We start from the raw sequence: 23,322 nt of genomic DNA, 5'->3' as shown, positions 1-23,322 counted from the left end.
GGCAGACAGGTGAAAAAATGCACCTTTTGAAGGCAGAAAAATACGTGATCTACGCTAGACCGGGCCTCAACGGCACGCACCAAAATGACCCACTCGTGCGTCAAAGGGATCCGCCAATTACCCACTTAGAGGGGTGAACCGGTAACGTTTTACCCAGGTGCAGGTTTTGCGTAGCACCGAAGAGCGGTAACACCCTGGGCGTCAAGCCCAAACCAAACGGCGTAAAAGGCCCGTGCTTATGCGGTTTTTACATTCCCGTCACGCTTTTCACGAAAAAATGACATTCGGTCGTCGGTTTGAGCACGCTTGTTGCATTCACACCCGTATCGTCGGCAACGGCACCCGTCTGGAAGCAGGTGTTTCGCGATAAACAACAGCAGCGTTTCAATGTGTTTCATGGACGAGTTCAAACTTTAAAAGAAGTAGGAAACAGCATTGAAGTTGTCAGCCTTGTTACATTCGGGCTGTGAATTTGCGACATGGATCTAGCGATTTACGACAGCCTCGTAAAGAAGCTGAAAGGAAAGATGGGCAAGTATCGTCATAAGGGCCTGCGTGATATAGCTTTACGCCGGCACCCATAACAGAAAGAGCCGCCCAGATAAAAATACAGGTGGGACGGCAGTACTCTTCCTAAAACCAAAGGAGCAAATCACGATGCGCGTGATGAAGTGGAGCATGATCGCCCTGGCTGTTTCAGCAGGCACCTCGCAGTTCGCAATGGCGTCCGCCCAGGACGATTCCAAGGGCTTTGTTGAAGACAGTACTTTCAGCATCAATACTCGCGCTCTGTACTTCAGCCGCGACTTCCGTAATGAGCCAGGAGGCGGTTACAGCACCGTCAACGGCAAGCGTAAAAGCCGTGCCGAAGAAACCGGCCTGGGCTTCAATGCCCTGTACGAATCGGGCTTCACCCAAGGCACCATTGGTGTCGGTGTGGACGTGATCGGCCTGATGGGCCTCAAGCTCGACAGCGGCAAGGGTCGCGCCGGCACGGGGCTGTTCCCTACCGGTTCCGACGGTCGCTCGCAGGACGACTACTCCAAAGGCGGCGGCGCAGTTAAGTTCCGCATCTCCAATACCGTGTTGAAAGTGGGTGACCAGTACACCACCGCACCGGTATTCGCCTCTGATGACAGCCGTCTGTTGCCGGAGCTGCCACAAGGTATCTCGATCACCAGCAACGAGATCAAGGGCCTGAAGCTTGAGGGCGGCCACTTCACCTCCAGCGCCGCGCAAAACCAGACCTACCATGACAGCCTGGGCCTGACCAAAACCGACTTCGTCGGCGGCGTCTACGCATTCACCCCGGAATTCACCGGCAGCCTGTACTACGCCAAGACCGAAGACTACTTCCGCAAGTACTACAGCAACCTGAACTGGACCCACGCCCTGAGCGATGATCAGTCGTTCGCGCTGGACTTCAACATCTACGACACCAAGAGCGACGGCGCCGGCCTGCAACGTGCAGAGAAGGATGGCGTGACCAAGCTCGATAACCGCGCCTTCAGCTTGCAGGGTGCGTACACCATCGGCGCGCACACCTTCACCCTCGCAGCCCAAAAGGTTACCGGTGACGGTGACTACGGTTACGGCGTAGACGGCGGCGGTACAGTATTCCTGGCCAACTCCATCGCCCGTTCCGACTTCAACGCCGAAGGCGAGAAGTCCTACCAGGCGCGTTACGACATCAACATGGCGACCTTCGGCATTCCTGGCCTGAGCTTCATGACGCGTTACGTCACCGGTAGCGGCGCCAACACCGGCACTACCAGCAACGGCAAAGAGTGGGAACGCGACATCGAAGCCAAGTACGTGATTCAGAGCGGCCCGGCCAAAGACCTCAGCCTGCGTCTGCGTCAAGCGACTTACCGCTCCGGCGATGGCGTTTACTACGGTTCGCCGTCGATCGACGAACTGCGTCTGATCGCGAACTACCCGCTGAACATCTTGTAATTGCCGGTCTAATTACAACGATGACTTGAGGCCTTGGCCTTAAACAAAAAGCCGCTCCTCTGGTTAACAGGGAGCGGCTTTTTTATTGCAGTTTTGTTTCAACCAACAAAACAACTAGCAAGCTAAGTAACTAGTTTTTCAAAGCTGACCTTTCGGCCAACTTCGATAGCATCACGCCAACTTACTTCGGCGCACTTTCCTGCATCACCCGAATAACCCGTTGCGGAAACGGAATATCAATCCCGGCCGCTTTCAAACGGTCACGCGCCAGTTCATTGAACATAAACATCACGTCCCAATAATCCGGTGTGTTGGTCCAGCAACGCAGGGAGACGGTGATGGAACTGTCGCCCAAGGTCGACACCACCGCCACGGCGGCAGGGTCCTTCAGTACACGCGGGTCTTCAGCCAAAGCCAGCAGCACTTCACGGGCCTTCTGCAGGTCCGCCTCATAGTCCACACCCACGTCAAACACAACCTTGCGGGTCGGCTGGCGGTTGGTGTTGGTGATAAGACCGTTGGACAGGCTGCCGTTGGGGATGATCACCGTCTTGTTGTCGCCGGTACGCAGCACCGTGTGGAAGATCTGGATGCTGTCGACGGTACCCGAGGTACCCTGGGCTTCGATCCAGTCACCGATACGGAACGGGCGGAACAACAGAATCAACACGCCGCCGGCAAAGTTCGCCAGGCTGCCTTGCAAGGCCAGGCCGATTGCCAGGGTAGCGGCACCGATCGCCGCAACGAACGAGGTGGTGGCCACACCAATCATCGAGGCCACGTTGACCACCAGCATGACTTTGAGCGCGATGTTAGCAAGGCTGGTGATGAAGTGTTGCAGTGCCAAGTCAGCGTTACGCATGGCCAGCAGACGGCCCACGCGGCGAGTCAAGACGTTGATCAGCCACCAGCCGATGGCCAGGGTGACCAACGCCAGCAATACGCGGCTGCCGTATTCCATGATCATGGGGAGCCAAGACTGGGAGGTCTTGATCAGGTGATCCATTTCAGCGTTCAAATCCATCTACTTTCTCCTGTTGTACGGCGATAAGGCTGTATTGACTGCCTGACAACGCAATTGAGCCCCGAAGGGCTCAATTGTAGGCAATGATGCTTGGGGCGTGGGACGTCAAAAGTGCCCACAGGTTCCCCAAAGTGCCATCAGTCGCGGAAGTTATTGAACTGCAGCGGCATGTCGAAGGTCTTGGCGCGCAGGGCTGCGATAGCCTCTTGCAGATCATCACGCTTCTTGCCGGTGACGCGAACCTGCTCGCCCTGGATGGCAGCCTGGACCTTGAGCTTGGCGTCCTTGATGTGCGCCACGATCTTCTTGGCCAGCTCCTTGTCGATGCCTTCCTTGAGCACGGCTTCCTGCTTCATCAGCTTGCCGGAAGCGTAGGCGTCCTTGACTTCAAGGCATTGCACGTCGATCTTGCGCTTGACCAGGGCCAGCTTGAGGATCTCGATCATCGCTTCCAGCTGGAAATCGGCTTCAGCGGTCAGGTTGACGGTCAGTTCCTTTTCCTTGAATTCGAAGCTGCCTTTGCCTTTCAGGTCATAGCGACGGTCCAGTTCCTTGACGGCGTTCTCGACGGCGTTGGTGACTTCGTGTTTGTCCAGTTCAGATACCACGTCGAACGAAGGCATGTGATTTCTCCAATATAAGGGGCGGGCTCAGTAGAGATGGAGCGCGCCCGAGCTAAAATGCCGGGGCATTATAGCGGTTCTTTCGCGCCGTTCACCGCTGGCGACCTTATGGAGCACACACTGATGTCGACCACCTGGCATATTCTTGGCGCCGGCAGCCTGGGCACGCTCTGGGCCACACGGCTGGCCCGCGCAGGCGTGCCCGTCAGGCTGATTCTTCGTAACCCGGCACGCCTGGCCAGCTATCGCGCCGGCCAAGGGTTGACCGTGGTGGAACACGGCGTGGAACAGACTTATCCGGTCATCGGGGAAACGCCTGACAGCCCGGTGCCGATTCGGCGTCTGCTGGTGGCGTGCAAAGCCTACGACGCCCAAAGCGCCATCGCCCAGTTGCAGCATCGACTGGCACCGGACGCCGAGCTGATTCTGTTGCAAAACGGCCTCGGCAGTCAGGACGCCGTGGCGGCGCAATGGCCGTCGGCGCGCTGCATCTTTGCCTCCAGCACCGAGGGCGCATTTCGCGATGGCGATTGGCGGGTGGTATTTGCCGGCCATGGCTACACCTGGCTGGGGGACGCGAGCCATCCCACCCCGCCGCTGTGGCTGGATGATTTGCAAGCGGCAGGCATTCCCCATGAATGGGCCACCGATATCCTCACGCGGCTGTGGCGCAAACTGGCGCTCAATTGCGCCATCAACCCACTGACCGTGCTGTACCACTGCCGCAACGGCGGTTTGAGTGCCCACCACTGCGAGGTCGCCACGCTCTGCGCCGAACTGGCCGAACTGCTGGAGCGCTGCGGCCAGCCTGCCGCTGCACAGGACTTGCACAGCGAAGTCGAGCGGGTGATCCAGGCCACCGCCGCCAATTATTCCTCGATGTACCAGGATGTCGCGAACGCCCGGCGTACAGAGATCAGTTACTTGCTGGGCTACGCGTGCCAGGCCGCGGCCCGTCATCAGTTGGCAGTGCCGCATCTGCAACAGGTGCACGCGCGGTTGGTGGCGCATTTGCTCGCACGCGGATTGGCCAGCGACTGAGGCACGCGCTACCCTGCGTACCTGTCTATCACCTGGAAAAACCCTGATGCCACTGCGCCAGCGTCTTGAAAATCTACCGGTAGGGCAGAAACTGCTGGCGGCCCTGCTGGTGCTGTTGACCACTGTATTGCTGGTGGCCAACCTGACGTTTATCAGCGCCGCTTACTGGATCTCCCAGGAAAGCATGGCCCCGCAGGCGTTGCAGGCCATCGGTCGGCTGGTGTCCAACCCGTCGCTTGCCGCCCAGGCGCTCGAATCGCCGGCCAAGGCAGAGGCACTGCTCAACGAACTGACCAGCTATTCACCGCTGCGCGCCGCGGCCTTGTACGACGGCGAAGGCAACCGTCTGGCGCAGATGCAACACGGCGACCGCCTGCACCTGCCGGACCACTACCGGCATATCGAAGCATGGCGTGTTACCGAGTTTCGCAGCAACCAAGTCATCACCCTGCCCCGCGGCGCCCAGCCTTCCGGGCATTTGCTGCTGGTGGCCAGCAGTGAGTTGCCGGTGGCCTTCTATACCGGCACGCTGACCGCGAGCCTGGGTATCCTGATCTTCAGTGTGTTGCTGTGGCTGGTCATCGCCCGGCAGATCAAACGCCTGATCACGCGGCCTATCCATGAACTGGAAGAACTGTCGCGCCAGGTCACTCGCGAAGAGAACTACGCCCTGCGCGCCGGGCCTGGCAACCATGATGAAATCGGCAGCCTGGCCGAAGCCTTCAACACCATGCTGTCGCGGATCGAAGCCCGCGAGCAACAGCTCAAGCGCGCGCGCGACGACTCCCAGGCCGCTTACGACCAGGCCCAGGGTTTGGCCGAAGAAACCCGGCATACCAACCGCAAGCTGGAACTGGAAGTTCAGGTGCGCAGCAAGATCGAGAAAAAACTCACGGGTTTCCAGAACTACCTCAACAGCATCATCGACTCGATGCCCTCGGCGCTGATCGCCCTGGATGAACAGCTCTACGTCACCCAGTGGAACCAGGAGGCCACCGCCCTTTCCGGTACGCGCCTGGACGAAGCCCTGAATCAACCGATCTTTCTCGCCTTCCAGCCGCTCAAGCCGTACCTGCCGCAAATCAAGGCGACGGTGGAGCAACACACGGTGGAACGGATCGAGCGGGTCACCTGGGTCAAGGACGACGAGCCCAAGCATTACGCCCTGACGTTCTACCCCTTGATGGGCGGTGCCGGGCGCGGGGTGGTGATCCGGATCGACGACATCACCCAGCGCCTGTCCCTGGAAGAAATGATGGTGCAATCGGAAAAAATGCTCTCGGTCGGCGGTCTCGCGGCCGGCATGGCCCATGAAATCAACAACCCGCTGGGCGCGATCCTGCATAACGTGCAGAACATTCGGCGGCGCCTGTCCCCCGACCTGCCCAAAAACCTGGAGTTTGCCGAGCAAGTGGGGATTGAGCTGGACACGGTCAATCACTACCTGCAAGGCCGCGAAGTCCCGAAATTGCTGGACGGCATTCAACAGGCTGGCGCGCGAGCGGCGAAAATCGTCACCCATATGCTCAGCTTCAGCCGCCGCAGCAATCGCCAGATGGCTCCCTGCGACTTGCCGGCCCTGATCGACCAGGCCGTGGAAATTGCCGGCAACGATTTCGACCTCACCATTGGCTTCGACTTCAAGGGCCAAGCGATCATCCGCCAGTTCGACCCGCAACTGGGACCCGTGCCTGGCACCGCCAACGAGCTGGAGCAAGTGCTGCTCAACCTGCTGAAAAACGCCGCCCAGGCGATTCACCTGCGCGAGGACGACAGCGAGCCGGGGCGCATCATCCTGCGCACCCGCCTCAACCCGCCGTGGGCGGAAATCCAGGTGGAAGACAACGGCATCGGCATGAGCGAAAACGTGCGCAAACGCACGTTCGAGCCGTTCTTCACTACCAAGGAAATCGGCCAGGGCACCGGGCTTGGGCTGTCGGTGTCGTATTTCATCATTACCAACAACCACAAGGGCCAGATGGAAGTGCATTCCACCCTGGGCCAGGGCACCTGCTTTACCTTGCGCCTGCCCCTTGCCGGCAGCCAATTGCCCGCCACTGAACTTACCCAACTGGAGCACTGACCATGGGCTTTCGCCTGTCGAAAATCTACACCCGTACCGGCGACAAGGGCGAAACCGGCCTCGGCGATGGCCGCCGCGTACCCAAGGACCACCCGCGCGTGGAGGCGATTGGCGAGGTGGATACGCTGAACAGCCAGTTGGGTTTGCTGCTGGCCAACCTGGAAGAACAAAGCGGCAAGCATCCGGCGTTAATGGATGTGATTGAGGTGCTCACCCCTTGTCAGCATCGTTTGTTTGACCTGGGCGGTGAGCTGGCGATGCCGGTGTACAAGGCACTCAATGCCGCGGAAGTGGATCGGCTGGAAGCGGCGATTGATCGCTGGAATGAGGAAGTTGGGCCGCTGGAGAACTTCATTCTGCCTGGCGGTTCGGCGTTGATCGCCCAAGCCCATGTGTGCCGCAGCCTGGCGCGCAGCGCCGAACGCCGCTGTCAGCACCTGAATGCGCTGGAGCCGTTGGAGGGTGTGGGGCTGGCGTATATCAATCGGTTGTCGGATTTGCTGTTTGTGGCGGCCAGGTTGATTGCCAAGCGCCAGGGGGTTGCGGAAGTGTTGTGGCAGGCGGCGGCCAAGCCACACTGAGCATAATGTGGCGCTTGAGAGTGCCCCATCGCAGGCAAGCCAGCTCCCACACTTGAAGTGTTCACCTATCAAATGTGGGGCTGGCTTGCCTGCGATGGGGCCATCAGAGCTGCATCACACCTGCGGCCAGAACGCTCGAATACCTGCCACACCTTGCGCACCAGCCTCCCAAGCCTGCTCCCGCTGCGCCGGCCCAACCCCGCCCAACAGAAACACCGGCTTGCTGAACCCGGCGATCAACTGCTGCACCTGCTCCCAACCCAACGGCTGCGCATCCGGATGGGTCTGGGTCGGCTGCACCGGCGACAGCGTGACAAAATCCACGTCCATCATCTCTGCCAGCGCCAGTTCTTCCGCGTTGTGGCAGGACGCCGCCAACCAGCGGTCTTTGGGCAGCGGCCGGCCCTTGCTCGCGTATTTGCGCAACTGCGCCGAGGTCATATGCCAGCCGGCGGCGGGGAAATCACCCAGCCACTCGAACGGCCCCTTGAGCATCAGTTGCGCCTTGCCTGCACACAGGCCCACCGCATCCACCGCCAGGTCACGGTATTTGGGGTCGTAGCCGTTAGGCGCACGCAGTTGAACCAGCTTGGTACCACCGGCGATAGCCTTCTGGATACCGCGCAACAATGTCGGGGTTTCCAGCTCACCGGGGGTGATCAGGTACTCGGCGGGCAGGCGCGCAGCGGCAACGATCGGCGCATTCGCCGCCGGGAACTCATAGTTGAGCAAGTCCCGCGGCGACACCCATTCCAATGGCTGCCCTTCGGCGCCATGAGGCTCGCCGGTAAAGGCCGAGACTTCCCAGACATCCAGCAATACCTGTTTGTCCGGGTAGTCATGCTGCACCTTGATCAGCGGCCGCGCCGTGATGACCTGGATGCCCAGCTCTTCCTGCAATTCACGGGACAAGGCCGTGGTGACCGACTCATCGGCCTCCACCTTGCCGCCAGGAAATTCCCAGAGGCCACCTTGATGCTGGGTATCGGCACGGCGCGCCAACAGGATCCTGCCGTCGACACCGCGGATCACCGCGGCTGCTACATGCACTCGTTTCACACCACTGCTTCCTCTCGTCATAGCCCTTGTAGGAGCGAGCTTGCTCGCGAAAAACTCAATGCCACCGCGAATATCCAGGATGCCCGCGTTATCGTTGACGCTCTTCGCGAGCGAGCTCGCTCCTACAGGGGGAGGGTCATTTTCAGGTACGGTATTCCGCGTTGATCTTCACGTATTCGTGGGACAGGTCGGTGGTCCAGATGGTTTCGCTGCACTCGCCGCGGCCCAGTTCGATGCGGATGGTGATTTCTTCCTGCTGCATTACCGCCGAACCCTGGGCTTCGGTGTAGGTTTCGGCGCGGGCGCCACGGCTGGCGATGCACACCTCACCCAGGAACACGTCGATCTTGCTTACGTCCAGGTCCGGCACGCCGGCACGGCCAACGGCAGCCAGGATACGGCCCCAGTTCGGGTCCGATGCAAACAACGCAGTCTTGATCAGCGGCGAGTGCGCCACGGTGTAGCCTACATCCAGGCATTCCTGATGATTGCCGCCGCCATTGACTTCAACCGTGACGAACTTGGTCGCACCCTCGCCATCGCGCACGATGGCCTGGGCCACGTCCATGCACACTTCAAACACTGCCTGCTTCAACGCCGCAAACAATGGGCCTTCGGTAGAGGTGATTTCCGGCAGGTTGGCCTGGCCGGTGGCGATCAGCATGCAGCAGTCGTTGGTGGAGGTGTCGCCGTCGATGGTGATGCGGTTGAACGACTTGTTGGCGCCGTCGAGCATCAGGCGTTGCAGCACATCGCGGGAGACTTTGGCGTCGGTGGCGATATAACCGAGCATGGTGGCCATGTTCGGACGGATCATGCCTGCGCCCTTGCTGATACCGGTCACGGTGACGGTCACGCCGTCGTGCACGAACTGGCGGCTCGCGCCTTTTGGCAGGGTGTCGGTGGTCATGATGCCGGTGGCCGCAGCCGCCCAGTTATCCACAGACAGGTCATCCAGCGCGGCCTGGAGGGCACCTTCGATTTTTTCCACCGGCAGCGGCTCACCGATCACACCGGTGGAGTACGGCAGCACCTGGCTGGCGTCCACGCCGGTCAGTTGCGCCAGCTTGGCGCAGGTGCGCGCAGCTGCCACCAGGCCAGGCTCACCGGTGCCGGCGTTAGCGTTGCCGGTATTGGTCAGCAGGTAGCGAATCGATCCGGCCACCCGTTGCTTGGCCAGAATCACCGGCGCAGCGCAAAAGGCGTTGAGGGTGAACACACCCGCCACGGTCGAGCCTTCGGCACAGCGCATCACTACCACATCCTTACGCCCCGGGCGCTTGATGCCGGCCGAAGCAATACCGAGTTCGAAACCGGCGACCGGGTGCAATGTGGGCAAAGGACCAAGACCAACAGCCATGTATGCGCTCCTTGAAATAGATGATGTCTGTGCCGTCGCTATCGACGGTGGGAATTAATGGCAAAACGCCGCGACGGCTGATGCCGGTCGCGGCGCGGGGTGTTGCAGCGTCAGGCGAAAATCTTATTCGATCTGGCCGTGGCAGTGTTTGTATTTCTTGCCCGAACCGCAGAAGCACAGCTCATTGCGGCCCAGTTTCTGATCATTGCGAACCGGGCTTTGAGCCAGGGCCACGTCGACCTCTTCGCCCAACGCCTCAGGTGCTTCCAGGCCCGGTGCCTCGTCATGCTGGAACTGCATGCGCGCAGCCAGCGCCTCGGCTTCCTGACGCAGGCGTGCCTCTTCCTCGATAGGGTCTTCACGACGCACCTGAACGTGGGAGAGCACGCGAATCGAATCGCGCTTGATCGAATCCAGCAGTTCGGAGAACAGCGTGAACGACTCGCGCTTGTACTCCTGCTTCGGGTTCTTCTGGGCGTAACCGCGCAGGTGGATACCGTGACGCAGGTGGTCCATGGTCGACAGGTGGTCTTTCCACAGGTCATCCAGCACGCGCAACACGATTTGCTTCTCGAAGGTGCGCAGTGCTTCGGCACTCGCCTGCTCTTCTTTCTCGTTGTACGCGGCCAGCAGTTCGGCCATCAGTTTTTCGCGCAGGGTTTCTTCATACAGGTGGTCGTCTTCGTCCAGCCACTGCTGAACCGGCAAGTCGACACCGAAGTCGCTCTTCAATGCCGCTTCCAGGCCGGCAACATCCCACTGCTCAGGCAGGGACTGTGGCGGGATATGGGCGCTGACGGTAGCGTTGAGCACGTCCTGACGGAAATCAGCGATGGTCTCGCCAATGTTGTCGGCAGCCAGCAACGTGTTACGCATGTGATAGATCACTTTACGCTGTTCGTTGTTGACGTCGTCGAACTCAAGCAGTTGCTTACGAATGTCGAAGTTACGACCCTCAACCTTGCGCTGGGCCTTCTCGATGGCGTTGGTCACCATGCGGTGCTCGATCGCTTCACCGGACTGCATGCCCAGAGCCTTCATGAAGTTCTTCACCCGATCAGAGGCGAAGATGCGCATCAGGCTGTCTTCCAGCGACAGGTAGAAACGGCTGGAACCGGCGTCACCCTGACGACCGGCACGGCCACGCAACTGGTTGTCGATACGGCGCGATTCGTGACGCTCGGAGGCGATCACCTGCAAACCACCGGATTCCAGCACGGCCTGGTGGCGCTTCTGCCAGTCAGCCTTGATCTGGGCGATCTGCTCAGGGGTCGGGTTATCGAGCGAGGCCACTTCCACTTCCCAGTTGCCGCCCAACAGGATGTCGGTACCACGACCGGCCATGTTGGTGGCGATGGTCAGCGCGCCTGGGCGACCGGCCTGGGCAATGATCTCGGCTTCTTTTTCGTGGAACTTGGCGTTCAGTACCTTGTGCTCGATGCCTTCCTTGTTAAGCAGGTTGGACACGTGCTCGGAAGTCTCGATGGTGGCGGTACCCACCAGGATCGGGCGGCCCTTGGCCATGCCGTCCTTGATGTCGTTGATGATCGCCGCGTATTTCTCTTCGGCGGTCAGGAACACCAGGTCGTTGTAGTCTTTACGCGCCAACGGCTTGTTCGGCGGAATGACCATCACAGCCAGGTTGTAGATCTGGTGGAATTCGAACGCTTCGGTGTCGGCCGTACCGGTCATGCCGGACAGTTTGTTGTACAGACGGAAGTAGTTCTGGAAGGTGGTGGACGCCAACGTCTGGCTTTCGGCCTGGATGTTGAGGTGTTCCTTCGCTTCGATGGCCTGGTGCAGGCCTTCGGACAGGCGACGACCGGGCATGGTACGACCGGTGTGTTCGTCAACCAGCACGACCTGGCCGTCCTGCACGATGTATTCAACGTTGCGATGGAACAGCTTGTGAGCGCGCAGGCCGGCGTACACGTGGGTCAACAGGCCCAGGTTATGCGCCGAGTACAGGCTTTCACCTTCGGCCAGCTCGCCGATCTGGGTGAGCATTTCTTCGACAAACTGGTGACCGGCTTCGTTGAGTTCGACCTGGCGGGTCTTCTCGTCGATGGTGAAGTGACCTTCTTTGGTCACCACGCCTTCCACTTCCTCGATGTGCTGCTCCAGGCGCGGGATCAACTTGTTGATCTCGGTGTACAGGCGCGAGCTGTCTTCGGCCTGGCCGGAGATGATCAGCGGGGTACGGGCTTCGTCGATGAGGATGGAGTCGACTTCGTCGATCACGGCAAAGTTGAGTTCACGCTGGAATTTTTCATCCATGCTGAACGCCATGTTGTCGCGCAGGTAGTCGAAACCGAATTCGTTGTTGGTACCGTAGGTGATGTCGCAGGCGTACGCGGCGCGCTTCTCTTCCGGCGGCTGGAACGGCGTTACCACGCCGACGGTCAGGCCGAGGAATTCATACAGCGGGCGCATCCAGTTAGCGTCCCGGCGGGCCAGGTAGTCGTTCACCGTCACAACGTGCACGCCCTTGCCGGACAGTGCGTTGAGGTAAACGCCCAGGGTTGCCACCAGGGTCTTGCCTTCACCGGTACGCATTTCGGCAATCATGCCTTCATGCAAGGTCATGCCGCCGATCAACTGAACGTCGAAGTGGCGCATGCCCATGACGCGCTTACCGGCTTCGCGGGCGACCGCGAAGGCTTCGGGCAGCAGCTTGTCGAGGGTTTCACCTTTGGCTATGCGGGCCTTGAACTCTTGGGTCTTGGCGCGCAATTGCTCGTCCGACAGAGCAACCATCTGCTCCTCGAAGGCATTGACCAGCTGCACCGTCTTGAGCATGCGTTTGACTTCGCGCTCATTCTTGCTTCCAAAAAGTTTCTTTAACAAAGGCGCAAACATATCGGCAGGTTCTTCCACACATAGGGATGGAGGGCGCACCGTGAGTGGCCCGAGCAGCCCTCACGGCCGCATTGCGAACGCGCATTCTACCCGGAATCGTGGGTGAGGAAAGTAACGTTGTTTCCCGATGCAGGCGCGGCGCTATGAGAGGGCTTGTTTAAAATAAGGGCTTTTGCGCGAACTTCAACCCATAGAGCGCAGAAGTTACTTATTGATTTCATGGGCAAAGCCCAGCCGAGGCATGGCCGCGGGGTGTACCGGCGCTTTCTGTTAAGATAACCGCTCTGTTACCTAAGGTGTCTAAACATGGCATTTCGCCCTCTTACAGCCCGCGCTCCCGGCGCGTTGCTCCGCGAAGCCAAGCCGTTGAAAGCCATCTTTGGCCATGCCAAGCGCCTGGGCCGTTTGCAGCGCCTGCTTGAAAGCCAGTTGCAACCGGCCGCACGTGAACATTGTCATGTGGCGTCCTGGCGTGAAGGCAATCTGCTACTGATTGTCACCGATGGTCATTGGGCCACGCGCTTGCGTTATCAGCAAAAACGCTTGCAGCGCCAGTTGATGGTGTTTGAAGAGTTCGCCGGTTTGACGCGCATTCAGTTCAAGGTGCAGCCGCCCACCGTGCCGCAAGGCGCAGTGGGGCATACGATGGATCTGTCGGAAAATGCAGCTGAAACCCTCCAGGCAACCGCCGAAGGGATCAGCGACCCAGGCTTGCGCGCCGCCCTGGAACGGCTGGCCGCCCATGCCCGGCCCAAGGCCTGAAACGCTATTTGCGTTTGCTGCCGCCCAGCAACGAACCCAACAGGCCACGTACCAACTGGCGCCCCATTTGATTGGCCGCCTGCTGCATTGCTGATTTCAGTGCCTTGCCGGCAGTAGTTCCAAGGAATGCACCGGCCTTGTCGGTAAAGCTCGGCTCTTCGGCGGTCGCTGCGGTTTCCTCGGTGGGCCCAAGCTCCTTGCGAGCCATCAGCACTTCATAGGCCGACTCCCGGTCAACCGGTTTGTCATAGCGACCCAACAGCGGCGAACCGGCGACCAACGCCGCACGCTCTGCTGCGCTGAGCGGCCCGATCCGCGATTGCGGGGGAGCAACCAGTACACGCTGGACGACTTCCGGCGTGCCCTTTTCCTGCAAGGTTCCCACCAACGCCTCACCAGTCCCCAGCTCTGTGAGCACCGACAAGGTATCGAAGGTCGGGTTGGGACGGAAACCATCGGCCACCGCCCGCAGGGATTTCTGCTCTTTGGCAGTGAACGCACGCAAACCATGCTGGATACGCAGGCCCAGTTGCGCCAGCACCGTATCCGGCAAATCGCCCGGCGATTGGGTGACGAAGTACACGCCGACGCCTTTGGAGCGAATCAAGCGCACCACTTGCTCCAGACGCTCCTGCAAGGCTTTTGGCGTATCGGCGAAGAGCAAATGCGCCTCGTCGAAAAACAGCGCCAACAGCGGTTTGTCGGCATCGCCCCGTTCCGGCAACTGCTCGAACAACTCTGCCAGCAGCCACAACAGGAAGGTCGCGTAGACCTTCGGCGCTTCATGCACCAGCCGGCTGGCATCGAGCAGGTGAATGCGCCCGCGGCCATCGCTGGCCGGCTGCAGAATATCTTCAAGTTGCAGGGCCGGCTCGCCAAACAGCGCTTCGGCGCCCTGCTGTTCCAGCACCGCCAGGCGCCGCAACAGTGCCTGGCTGGAGCCGGTGGTCATCAACGCCGCGTCGTCACCCAGCAGCTCCGGGTGATAGCGCAAGTGGTTGAGCAGTGCCTTGAGATCCTTGAGGTCCAGCAACAACAGACCTTCGCGATCGGCCACCTTGAAAGTCGCATAGAGCGCCGATTGCTGGCTGTCGGTGAGTTCCAACAGGCTGCCGAGCAACAACGGGCCCATTTCGCTGATGGTGGTGCGCAGCGGATGGCCGGTCTGCCCGTGGATATCCCACAAGGTGACCGGATACGCCTGGGCCTTGTAATCAAGGAACGGCATACCGGCAATGCGCTCGGCCACTTTGCCCTGGGGGTTGGCGGCGGCGCCCAGGCCGCAGAGGTCGCCCTTGATGTCGGCGGCGAACACCGCCACGCCCGCGTCACTGAAAGCTTCCGCCAGGCGCTGCAAGGTGACGGTCTTGCCGGTCCCCGTGGCACCGGCGATCAACCCATGACGGTTGGCCAGGCGCATGGACTGGGCGATGGGCTGGCCATCAAGGCCAGCACCGATAAGCAGTTGTGTGGAGTCAGGCATTTCGTCACCTATGGTTAATCTTTAGTGCTGCGAGGTCGATATAGACGGATGTAAGCCCGACAAAGACTAAAAAACGGTCAGATAATTCCGATACGGACCAACGGAGTTATCACCAGAAATACCACACCTTTTTTAACGCTGCCATTTTGCGCCTCCCCTATAGGACGCGCCTCGGATATTAAGACCTTAGCGGACCCTACAAGCCATGAATAAAAATCTGCGCTTCAGCCACAAGATCCTGCTTGCAGCCTCCCTTATCGTCATCGCCGCCTTCGCGTTGTTTACCCTTTACAACGACTACCTGCAGCGCAATGCGATTCGTGACGACCTCAATAACTACCTGCACGAAATGGGCGACGTTACCGCCAGCAACATCCAGACCTGGCTCACCGGGCGTATCGCCCTGGTGGAAAACGCTGCACAAAACATTGCCATCAACCCTGAACCCTCAGTGGTTGCCGGCCTGCTGGAACAGAAAGCGCTGACCTCTTCGTTCATGGCGACCTACGTCGGTGACAGCCAGGGCACCTTCACCATTCGCCCTGACACCAAGATGCCCGACGGCTTCGATCCGCGTGTTCGCCCCTGGTACAAGGGCGCCCAGGCCAGCAACGGTTCAACCCTGACCGAACCCTATATCGACGCGGCCACCGGCCAACTGATCATCTCCGTGGCCACCCCCAGTGCCAAGGGCGGCCAAAGTGTCGGCGTAGTAGGCGGTGACCTGAGCCTGCAAACCCTGGTGGATAACATTGGTGCACTGGATTTTGGCGGCATGGGCTATGCCTTCCTGGTCAGTGCCGATGGCAAGGTACTGGTGCACCCGGACAAGGCTCTGGTAATGAAGACCCTGGCTGACGTGTATCCAAAGGACACGCCGAAGATCAGCGGCGACTTCAGCGAAGTACAAGCCAACGGCAAAACCAACATCGTGACCTTTACCCCGATCAAGGGCTTGCCATCGGTGAACTGGTACCTGGGCGTGTCGGTGGATAAAGCCAAATCGTTTGCCATGCTCAGTGAGTTCCGCACTTCGGCCGTGATCGCCACCCTCATCGCAGTAGTGATCATCATCGCCTTGCTGGGCATGTTGATCCGCGTGCTGCTGCAGCCACTGCACCTGATGACCCGGGCCATGCAAGACATCGCCGACGGCGAAGGCGACCTGACCCGCCGCCTGGTCATTCAGAACAACGATGAGTTCGGCACCCTGGGCACCGCTTTCAACCGTTTCGTGGAGCGCATCCACACCTCGATTCGCGAAGTGTCGTCAGCCACCGAGCAGGTCAATGAAGTAGCTCTGCGCGTGGTCAGCGCCTCCAACTCGTCGATGGTCAACTCCGACGAACAGGCCAACCGCACCAACAGCGTCGCCGCCGCCATCAACCAACTGGGTGCCGCCGCCCAGGAGATCGCACGCAACGCCGCACAAGCCTCCAATCAGGCCAGCGACGCCCGGCATTTGGCTGAGGACGGCCAGCAAGTCGTTGAGCGCAATATCAAGGCCATGACGCAGCTGTCGAGCATGATCAGCACCTCCAGCAGCAATATCGAAGCACTTAACAACAAGACCGTGAATATCGGCCAGATCCTGGAAGTGATCACCAGCATTTCCCAGCAAACCAACCTGCTGGCACTCAACGCCGCCATCGAAGCCGCGCGCGCCGGGGAAGCCGGGCGTGGCTTTGCGGTGGTAGCCGATGAAGTGCGCAACCTGGCCCATCGCACTCAAGAATCGGCGCAACAGGTGCAGACGATGATTGAGGAACTGCAAGTGGGCGCGCGGGATTCGGTCAGTACCATGAGTGAAAGCCAGCGTCACAGCCTGGACAGCGTGGAAATCGCCAACCTGGCCGGTGAGCGCTTGAACAGCGTGACCCAGCGCATTGGCGAGATCGACGGCATGAACCAGTCGGTCGCCACCGCCACTGAAGAACAGACCTCAGTGGTGGAGTCGATCAACATGGACATCACCGAGATCAACACCCTCAATCAGGAAGGGGTGGAAAACCTGCAATCGACGCTACGCGCCTGCTCGGACCTGGAACAACAGGCCTCGCGCCTGAAGCAGCTGGTGGGCAGCTTCCGGATCTGAGGTCCGCCACCTTAATCCACCTGTAGGAGCGAGCTTGCTCGCGAAAAACGTCAACGATAACGCGGGCTGCCTGAAGAAACGCGGAGTCTGTGAGTTTTTCGCGAGCAAGCTCGCTCCTACAGCGTGCTGTTTGTCCGCACCGTCATCCTGCGAATCTAAACCGAACATCTATCCTTACCTCAGGTCCATCTAGGGAGAGCAATGGATCGGAGGGATGTTCACCGTGCATATCGCTGACATAACCATGTTCTACGCCCCGGCCAGTGGTGGCGTACGCACTTACCTCGACGCCAAGCACCGGCGTCTGGCGCTCAAACCCGGGATTCGCCATAGCCTGTTGATCCCCGGCGCGCACTTGAGCGAACAGGACGGTGTCTTCAAGGTACCGGCCCCTGCTCTGCCCTTTGGCAAGGGTTATCGCTTCCCCCTTCGCTTGGCGCCATGGCGAAATGTCCTGCACGATTTACAGCCCGATCTGATCGAGGTCGGCGATCCGTACCTGACTGCCTGGGCCGCGCTGGACGCCCGGCGACAGTTGGATGTGCCGGTCATCGGTTTTTACCACTCCGACCTGCCGTTGCTGGTCAGCAACCGCATGGGCCCCTGGTTCACGCCTAACGTTGAAGCCTACGTCAGCAAGCTCTATGGGAATTTCGACCGAGTGCTCGCCCCCAGCCAGGTGATGGCCGACAAACTCAGTGGGCTTGGCGTAAAAAACGTCTTCGTCCAATCCCTGGGTGTCGACCTGCACACCTTCACTCCGGAGGTGCGCGACCCCGGCCTGCGTGCCGAGTTGGGTATTGGCCAGGATACGCGGCTGTTGATTTTCGCCGGACGCGGTTCCAAGGAGAAAAACCTGCCGGTATTGCTCAACTGCATGAAGCGCCTGGGCGAGGGCTATCACTTGCTGCTGGTGGGCTCCGGTATGCCAGCCAACGTGCCGGACAATGTCACTGTGATAGACGGGTTCCGCCCCGCCCACCATGTCGCGCGGCTGATGGCCAGCGCCGACGCCTTGCTGCATGGCGGCGACCAGGAAACCTTCGGCCTGGTGATTCTGGAAGCCATGGCCAGTGGCATCCCGGTCGTCGCCGTCGCGGCCGGGGCTTTCACCGAGATTGTCGATAAGCGCTGTGGCCTGCTGTGTGCGCCCAACGACCCGAAGGCGATGGCCGATTCGGTGCGCGAACTGTTCAGCGCCGACAGCCGGCGTCTGGGCGCCCAGGCTCGGCGCCATGTCGAGCAGCATTACGCGTGGGACACGGTGGTCGACAGCCTGCTGGGGCATTACTACGCAGTGCTGGGCAGTCATAAGCCGATGCTTGCCCATGGCTGAGCCTGCGCTGATGCTGGTGCTGCACGATGTGGCACCGAGTACTTGGACCGACTACCGACCCTTTGTCGAGGCCGTTGATGCCTTGGGTAACGTGCCCATCACCTGGCTGGTGGTGCCGGACTTCCACCACCATGATGCCCTGGCAGCCCACAGCGATTTTCGTCGCCTGCTCGACAGCCGTGTCGCCAAGGGTGACGAACTCACCTTGCACGGCTATTACCACTGCGATGACCAACCTGCGCCGCGTTCACCGAAAGAGTGGTTTATGCGGCGCATCTACACTCATGAAGGCGAGTTTTACCAGCTGTCCGAGGCCGAGGCGTTGCAGCGACTGACCGCCGGTATCGAAATATTCCAGCGCAATGACTGGCCGCTGCACGGCTTTGTCGCCCCGGCCTGGTTGATGAGCGACGGCACCCGCCAGGCCTTGCGCCAATTGCCGCTTTGCTACACCAGCGACCCACAGCATCTTTATCGCCTGCCTGACTTCACCCCCATCAAGGCCCCGGGCCTGGTCTGGAGCGCCCGCAGCGCCTGGCGCCGGGGCTTGTCCAAAGTCCTCAGCGACCAACGCGAGCAGCGCTGGCACAAGGCCCCGTTGATCCGATTGGGATTGCACCCGGTAGACATGCGTCACGAGTTTTCCCGTCGTTATTGGCTGCAAACCTTGCAACGCTTGCTCAACGCGGGTCGACGCCCCCACACCAAGGCTGCCTGGCTAAAGATGCAGTCATGGGCCGACTGATCTGGCTGCTGTTGGCCCTCTTGGTCGCGCTGCTGATACCCGCGTGGCTGGGCGGCGGCGAAACGGTTGCGCGCCTTCGGCAGTTTCCCTTCCCCCAACTAGTGGGGATGTTTGCCATGATTATCGGCTGCTGGCTGATCAACAGCCTGCGTCTGCGTCTGTTGCTGGGCGAGCAAGGCCGCCAGCTGGGACGGCTCAAAAGCCTGGGTGCAGTGATATCGACCGAGTTCGCCATGTGCGCCACACCCGGCGGCAGCGGCGGGCCGCTGACCCTGATGGCATTGCTGGCGCGCAATGGCATACGCCCTGCCCGTGCGAGCGCGGTATTCGCCATGGACCAGTTGAGCGACTTGTTGTTTTTTCTGTGCGCCCTGGCGGGAATTGTTTTGTATGCGCTGTTCCATAGCCTCAACCCGCGCCTGGAATGGTTGCTGGGGCTCAGTGCCGTATCGATGATCGGCGGGGTTCTCACCGGCTTGGCGGTGGTGCGCTTTCATCGTCGGTTGATTCGCCTGGCCGGCGCGATGCTCAAGGCCATTAAGGTAAGGGCACGCACACGCCGACGCTGGGCCCGCAGGTTGCTGCGTTTTCTCGCGGCGTTCACTGCCACGCTGAAATTACCCTGGCCCTTATTGCTCGGGGTGTTCGCGCTGACCAGCCTGCATTGGTTGCTGCGCTACAGCGTGTTGTACCTGGCGTTGCGCGGTTTGGGGGGTGATGTGCAGTGGGCCTTGAGCTTCCTGATCCAGATGCTGTCTCTGACGGCGGGGCAGTTCAGTCTGTTGCCGGGCGGTGCGGGCGCGGCGGAGTTGACGTCTGCGGCCCTACTGGCCCCCATGGTCGGCAAGTCCACTGCGGCAGCGGCTATCCTGATCTGGCGGGCGGTTACCTATTACTTCTATCTGCTGGCCGGCGCCCCAGTCTTTGTGCTGATGGTCGGCAAACCGTTGCTCAAGCGTCTTTTACAGGGTCGACAGGTGGCTCGTCCTGCGCCTGCAGCTGTTCCCACAAACGGGCCGCATCGGGAAACTCAGTACCATCCTCGGCGCTCAGCGCCTGCGGGTCGTAGCGACTCAGACAGCCCTCGCCCACCGTAGCGGGCGCCCTGGAGGTGGCTTTATCGAGCGGATCGGTCATGGACGCCTCCTTAAGGCAGGAATAAAAAAGGGCCTGAGGAGTTTTACTCCCAGGCCCCTGCTTATTCAACCCAAGCGGGTCGATCAGAAGACTACGGTCTTGTTGCCATGTACCAATACCCGATCTTCCAAGTGGTAACGCAGGCCACGGGCCAATACCATCTTCTCGACGTCACGGCCGAACCGCACCATGTCTTCGATACTGTCACTGTGGCTGACACGCACCACGTCCTGCTCGATGATCGGGCCGGCGTCCAGCTCTTCGGTGACGTAGTGGCACGTCGCACCAATCAACTTTACGCCACGCAGGGAGGCCTGGTGATACGGCTTGGCCCCAACAAAGGATGGCAGGAAACTGTGATGGATATTGATCACCTTACCGGCGTATTCACGGCACAGTTCAGGTGGCAGGATTTGCATGTAGCGCGCCAGCACCACCACATCCGCTTCATGCTGCTTGACCAGGCGCGACACCTCGGCGAACGCCGGCTCCTTGTCCTGCGGGTTGACCGGTACGTGGTAGTACGGGATGCCATGCCACTCGACCATGCTGCGCAGGTCGTCATGGTTGGAGATCACGCAGGCAATCTCGCAGTCCAGCTCGTCGCTGTGCCAACGATGCAGCAGATCTGCCAGGCAGTGGGATTCGCGGCTGGCCATCAGCACTACGCGTTTCTTCTGTTCCGTGTCGGTGATGTGCCAGGTCATCGAAAACTCTTCGGCGATGGGCGCGAACGCCTCGCGGAAAGCTTCCAGGCCAAAGGGCAGCGTATCGGCACGGATTTCGTGACGCATGAAAAACCAACCGCTGAGATCGTCCGAGTGATGACTCGCCTCGGTGATCCAACCATTGTGGGAAGCCAGAAAGTTACTGACCTTGGCAACGATGCCAACCCGGTCCGGGCAAGCAATCACCAGCCGAAAAGTGCGCATTAGGGGGAACTCCAGAACTTCGCAAAGGCCGCTATTCTAGCGATTGCGCAGAAAAACTGCAGTATTCGTTGCGCCTTATTCTGCAGCCACCTCGTGACAACAGCCCTTAATAGCGTAAGGCCTTACCCTCGCTATATGACCGTACAACGGCAAGCTCAGACAGTTAGCGAAAATTAAGGTATTTATCTTTCGGCGTAACGGCTGCAATTAACACTTTTGCATCGCTTTGCCACAAACATTCAATCTCCTTCACATAAATATCGTCTTAAATGTTTACTTGGTGAAATTGCCTGACTATTATTAGGCCACTCACCCTGTCAATCAGCGTTCTACATAAGGTAGTCCACATGTCTCTGATCAACGAATACCGCGCCACTGAAGAAGCTATCAAAGAGCTGCAAGCCCGTTTGAAGAACCTGTCCCAAGACGACAAGCTGCAAACCGAGCTGGAATTCGAAGGCAAACTGCGCACCCTGATGGGTGAATACTCCAAATCGCTGCGTGACATCATCGCGCTGCTGGATCCAGAGTCGAAAGTTAAAGCGCCACGCGGTGCTGTAAAAACTACCGGCACCAAGCGTGCTCGCAAAGTCAAGCAATACAAAAACCCGCACAACGGCGAAGTGATTGAAACCAAAGGTGGCAACCACAAAACTCTGAAAGAGTGGAAAGCCAAGTGGGGCGGTGACGTAGTTGAAGGTTGGGCTACTCTACTGGGCTAAGCCTGGTCGGACGTTCCCCCGATACGCTACACATTAAAAACGCCAGCCTGCTGGCGTTTTTTATTGTCTGAATATTTTGTAATTACCGGCCTACAGGCTCAAGCGGGCCGCTAAAGAATCGGCATAGTCCTGCCATCCATCCAGCACCTGACGCTGGAATGAGGTGGCACTAAGCGCCAACTCCTCACGCGCCTGCTTAAATGCCATCAGGGTATTCGGTGCTCCCCATTGCGGATCCGACAAACGTTGCTGACAGAAAAGTCTCCAGCGTTGTTGTTCCTCGGCATTCAAGGTTTCAGGGAAGTTACGCGCGCGGTAGCGAAATAATAATTCCGGCAAACGATGGTCATCGAACGGCCACGACTGATGTGCTAATTGCGCGGGCTCCGCCAGGCGAACTTGTTCACATAAACGGCGATCCCGATCGCCAATAAAACCATCGTAGAGCTGCTGCTCCGGGTCCGCATTCGACGCAAAGTCTTCCTCGGCGTAAATGGCTGCCAACTTATCGCGCCAAACTTGCTGTGCGTCAGTTAGCCGCAGCGCCCGCGCCTGACAGGTGTCCATATCCAATTGCAAACGCTCGCGGTCTTGCGGGCGCAGCACCTTCAACGGTGCTACCACTGGGCAGCGGTTGATATGCAATAGTTTGAGAGGCACCGGCAGTTCACCGTCCGCCAACTCATCCCGGCGCGTATAGAGGCGCTCGCGCAAAGTCTGCGCATCCAGGTCCAGCAGCCCCTGTGGGTCGAGCCCAAGGTCGCAGACGATCAACGCATTGCGGTTGCGCGGGTGCCAGGCCAGGGGCAATACCACGCCCAGGTAATGGCGTTCGGCGGAAAAACGCCCGGAGATATGCACCATCGGTTGCAACAACCGCACCTCATCCATCACCCGCTGCTTGCTGCGCAGTTGAAATAACCACTCGTACAGCCTGGGCTGCTTTTCCCGGACCAATCGCGCCAGGGCGATGGTTGCACGCACATCAGACAACGCATCGTGTGCCTGACCATGATCAATGCCATTGGCTTGGGTCAGCCGCTCAAGCTTGAGGGTCACGCGCCCGTCTTGCTCAGGCCAGATAATTCCCTCCGGCCGCAACGCGTAGGCAGTGCGCATCACGTCGATCAAGTCCCAGCGGCTGTTGCCGCCCTGCCATTCGCGCGCGTAGGGGTCGAAAAAATTGCGATACAGGCTGTAGCGCGTCATTTCATCGTCAAATCGCAGGGTGTTGTAACCGGCGCCACAGGTGCCTGGCGCGGCCAGTTCGGCGTGCACCCGGGTCATGAAGTCGGCTTCGGCAAGGCCCTTCTGCGCGAGAACGCCTGGCGTGATACCGGTGATCGCGCACGCAGCCGGATGGGGCAGGATATCGTCGCCGGGCTGACAATAAAGATTGATCGGCGCACCGACCTCGTTGAGTTCAAGATCGGTGCGAATGCCGGCTACCTGGAGCGGGCGATCGTTGCGCGGGTTGATACCGGTGGTTTCATAGTCGTACCAGAAAATCGAGGTCACGGGCTA

The 23,322-nt window shown here is 59.7% G+C and carries 18 protein-coding genes and 1 pseudogene; 11 read left to right on the top strand and 8 right to left on the bottom strand.

Going from position 1 to position 23,322, the window contains the following annotated elements; genetic code table 11:
- Nucleotides 1-657 precede the first annotated feature (657 nt).
- A complete protein-coding gene (locus TX23_RS24435; protein WP_057704418.1) occupies nt 658-1,956 on the top strand; it encodes an OprD family porin in 1,299 nt (432 codons plus the stop codon).
- A 181-nt stretch (nt 1,957-2,137) separates the two neighbouring features.
- Here TX23_RS24435 and TX23_RS24430 read toward each other — a convergent pair whose 3' ends face one another.
- Together TX23_RS24430 and TX23_RS24425 are read right to left on the bottom strand one after the other, a co-directional pair.
- Nucleotides 2,138-2,980: a mechanosensitive ion channel family protein gene (locus tag TX23_RS24430; RefSeq protein WP_057704417.1), complete on the bottom strand. Its 843-nt coding sequence runs from the start codon at nt 2,978-2,980 to the stop codon at nt 2,138-2,140.
- 137 nt (nt 2,981-3,117) lie between these two features.
- Entirely contained in the window at nt 3,118-3,603 is a 486-nt protein-coding gene (locus TX23_RS24425) for a YajQ family cyclic di-GMP-binding protein (RefSeq protein WP_003193880.1), read from the bottom strand.
- Nucleotides 3,604-3,726: 123 nt separating this feature from the next.
- Here TX23_RS24425 and TX23_RS24420 point away from each other — a divergent pair, with 123 nt between their 5' ends.
- The 3 genes from TX23_RS24420 to TX23_RS24410 are packed head-to-tail and all read left to right on the top strand — an operon-like array spanning nt 3,727 to nt 7,308.
- The gene (locus TX23_RS24420) at nt 3,727-4,644 is read left to right on the top strand and encodes a putative 2-dehydropantoate 2-reductase (protein WP_057704427.1); all 918 of its coding nucleotides are present in this window, start codon (nt 3,727-3,729) and stop codon (nt 4,642-4,644) included.
- A 46-nt stretch (nt 4,645-4,690) separates the two neighbouring features.
- Nucleotides 4,691-6,727 (top strand): sensor histidine kinase, encoded by a 2,037-nt coding sequence (locus TX23_RS24415; protein WP_057704416.1) that lies wholly within the window; start codon nt 4,691-4,693, stop codon nt 6,725-6,727.
- 2 nt (nt 6,728-6,729) lie between these two features.
- A complete protein-coding gene (locus TX23_RS24410) occupies nt 6,730-7,308 on the top strand; it encodes a cob(I)yrinic acid a,c-diamide adenosyltransferase (protein WP_057704415.1) in 579 nt (192 codons plus the stop codon).
- A gap of 114 nt (nt 7,309-7,422) precedes the next feature.
- Here TX23_RS24410 and TX23_RS24405 read toward each other — a convergent pair whose 3' ends face one another.
- From TX23_RS24405 to secA, 3 genes are all read right to left on the bottom strand, one after another.
- Nucleotides 7,423-8,367, bottom strand: a complete 945-nt coding sequence (locus tag TX23_RS24405) for a Nudix family hydrolase (protein ID WP_057704414.1) — start codon at nt 8,365-8,367, stop codon at nt 7,423-7,425.
- Between the two features lie 142 nt (nt 8,368-8,509).
- Entirely contained in the window at nt 8,510-9,727 is a 1,218-nt protein-coding gene (gene argJ, locus TX23_RS24400) for a bifunctional glutamate N-acetyltransferase/amino-acid acetyltransferase ArgJ (protein WP_057704413.1), read from the bottom strand.
- Between the two features lie 123 nt (nt 9,728-9,850).
- Nucleotides 9,851-12,586: a preprotein translocase subunit SecA gene (gene secA / locus TX23_RS24395; RefSeq protein ID WP_057704412.1), complete on the bottom strand. Its 2,736-nt coding sequence runs from the start codon at nt 12,584-12,586 to the stop codon at nt 9,851-9,853.
- 306 nt (nt 12,587-12,892) lie between these two features.
- Between secA and TX23_RS24390 the strand changes: the two genes are divergently transcribed.
- Nucleotides 12,893-13,348 (top strand): DUF721 domain-containing protein, encoded by a 456-nt coding sequence (locus tag TX23_RS24390; RefSeq protein ID WP_057704411.1) that lies wholly within the window; start codon nt 12,893-12,895, stop codon nt 13,346-13,348.
- 4 nt (nt 13,349-13,352) lie between these two features.
- On the opposite strand, the gene TX23_RS24385 is transcribed toward TX23_RS24390, so the two are convergent.
- On the bottom strand, nt 13,353-14,831 hold the full coding sequence (locus tag TX23_RS24385) for a helicase HerA-like domain-containing protein (RefSeq protein ID WP_057704410.1): 1,479 nt from the start codon (nt 14,829-14,831) through the stop codon (nt 13,353-13,355).
- Nucleotides 14,832-15,036: 205 nt separating this feature from the next.
- Between TX23_RS24385 and TX23_RS28910 the strand changes: the two are divergent.
- The 5 genes and pseudogenes from TX23_RS28910 to TX23_RS24365 all read left to right on the top strand — a co-directional run.
- Nucleotides 15,037-16,068 (top strand): annotated as a pseudogene (locus TX23_RS28910) (cache domain-containing protein); the annotation flags it as partial.
- A gap of 93 nt (nt 16,069-16,161) precedes the next feature.
- Entirely contained in the window at nt 16,162-16,926 is a 765-nt protein-coding gene (locus TX23_RS28905; RefSeq protein ID WP_407071394.1) for a methyl-accepting chemotaxis protein, read from the top strand.
- Between the two features lie 214 nt (nt 16,927-17,140).
- Nucleotides 17,141-18,262, top strand: coding sequence for a glycosyltransferase family 4 protein (locus tag TX23_RS24375; RefSeq protein ID WP_057704408.1), 1,122 nt, complete (start codon nt 17,141-17,143; stop codon nt 18,260-18,262).
- Complete coding sequence (locus tag TX23_RS24370) at nt 18,255-19,007, top strand: DUF2334 domain-containing protein (protein WP_057704407.1); 753 nt, start codon at nt 18,255-18,257, stop codon at nt 19,005-19,007. Before TX23_RS24375 ends, TX23_RS24370 begins: the two co-directional genes overlap by 8 nt.
- On the top strand, nt 18,995-20,104 hold the full coding sequence (locus TX23_RS24365; RefSeq protein ID WP_057704406.1) for a lysylphosphatidylglycerol synthase transmembrane domain-containing protein: 1,110 nt from the start codon (nt 18,995-18,997) through the stop codon (nt 20,102-20,104). The genes TX23_RS24370 and TX23_RS24365 overlap by 13 nt, the downstream gene beginning before the upstream one ends.
- 123 nt (nt 20,105-20,227) lie before the next feature.
- Here TX23_RS24365 and purU read toward each other — a convergent pair whose 3' ends face one another.
- Nucleotides 20,228-21,076, bottom strand: a complete 849-nt coding sequence (gene purU / locus TX23_RS24360; RefSeq protein WP_005790961.1) for a formyltetrahydrofolate deformylase — start codon at nt 21,074-21,076, stop codon at nt 20,228-20,230.
- A gap of 347 nt (nt 21,077-21,423) precedes the next feature.
- On the opposite strand from purU, the gene mvaT reads away from it, so the two are divergent.
- A complete protein-coding gene (gene mvaT, locus TX23_RS24355; RefSeq protein ID WP_005790963.1) occupies nt 21,424-21,798 on the top strand; it encodes a histone-like nucleoid-structuring protein MvaT in 375 nt (124 codons plus the stop codon).
- A 90-nt stretch (nt 21,799-21,888) separates the two neighbouring features.
- Here the strand turns inward: mvaT and sbcB are convergent, their stop codons facing one another.
- Nucleotides 21,889-23,316, bottom strand: coding sequence for an exodeoxyribonuclease I (gene sbcB, locus TX23_RS24350; RefSeq protein ID WP_057704405.1), 1,428 nt, complete (start codon nt 23,314-23,316; stop codon nt 21,889-21,891).
- Nucleotides 23,317-23,322: the final 6 nt, after the last annotated feature.

The sequence above is a fragment of the Pseudomonas paralactis genome (genome assembly GCF_001439735.1).
GTDB lineage: Bacteria > Pseudomonadota > Gammaproteobacteria > Pseudomonadales > Pseudomonadaceae > Aquipseudomonas > Aquipseudomonas paralactis.
The sequence above is the reverse complement of the archived record's forward strand: the minus strand, read 5'-3'. Positions and strand labels throughout refer to the sequence as shown.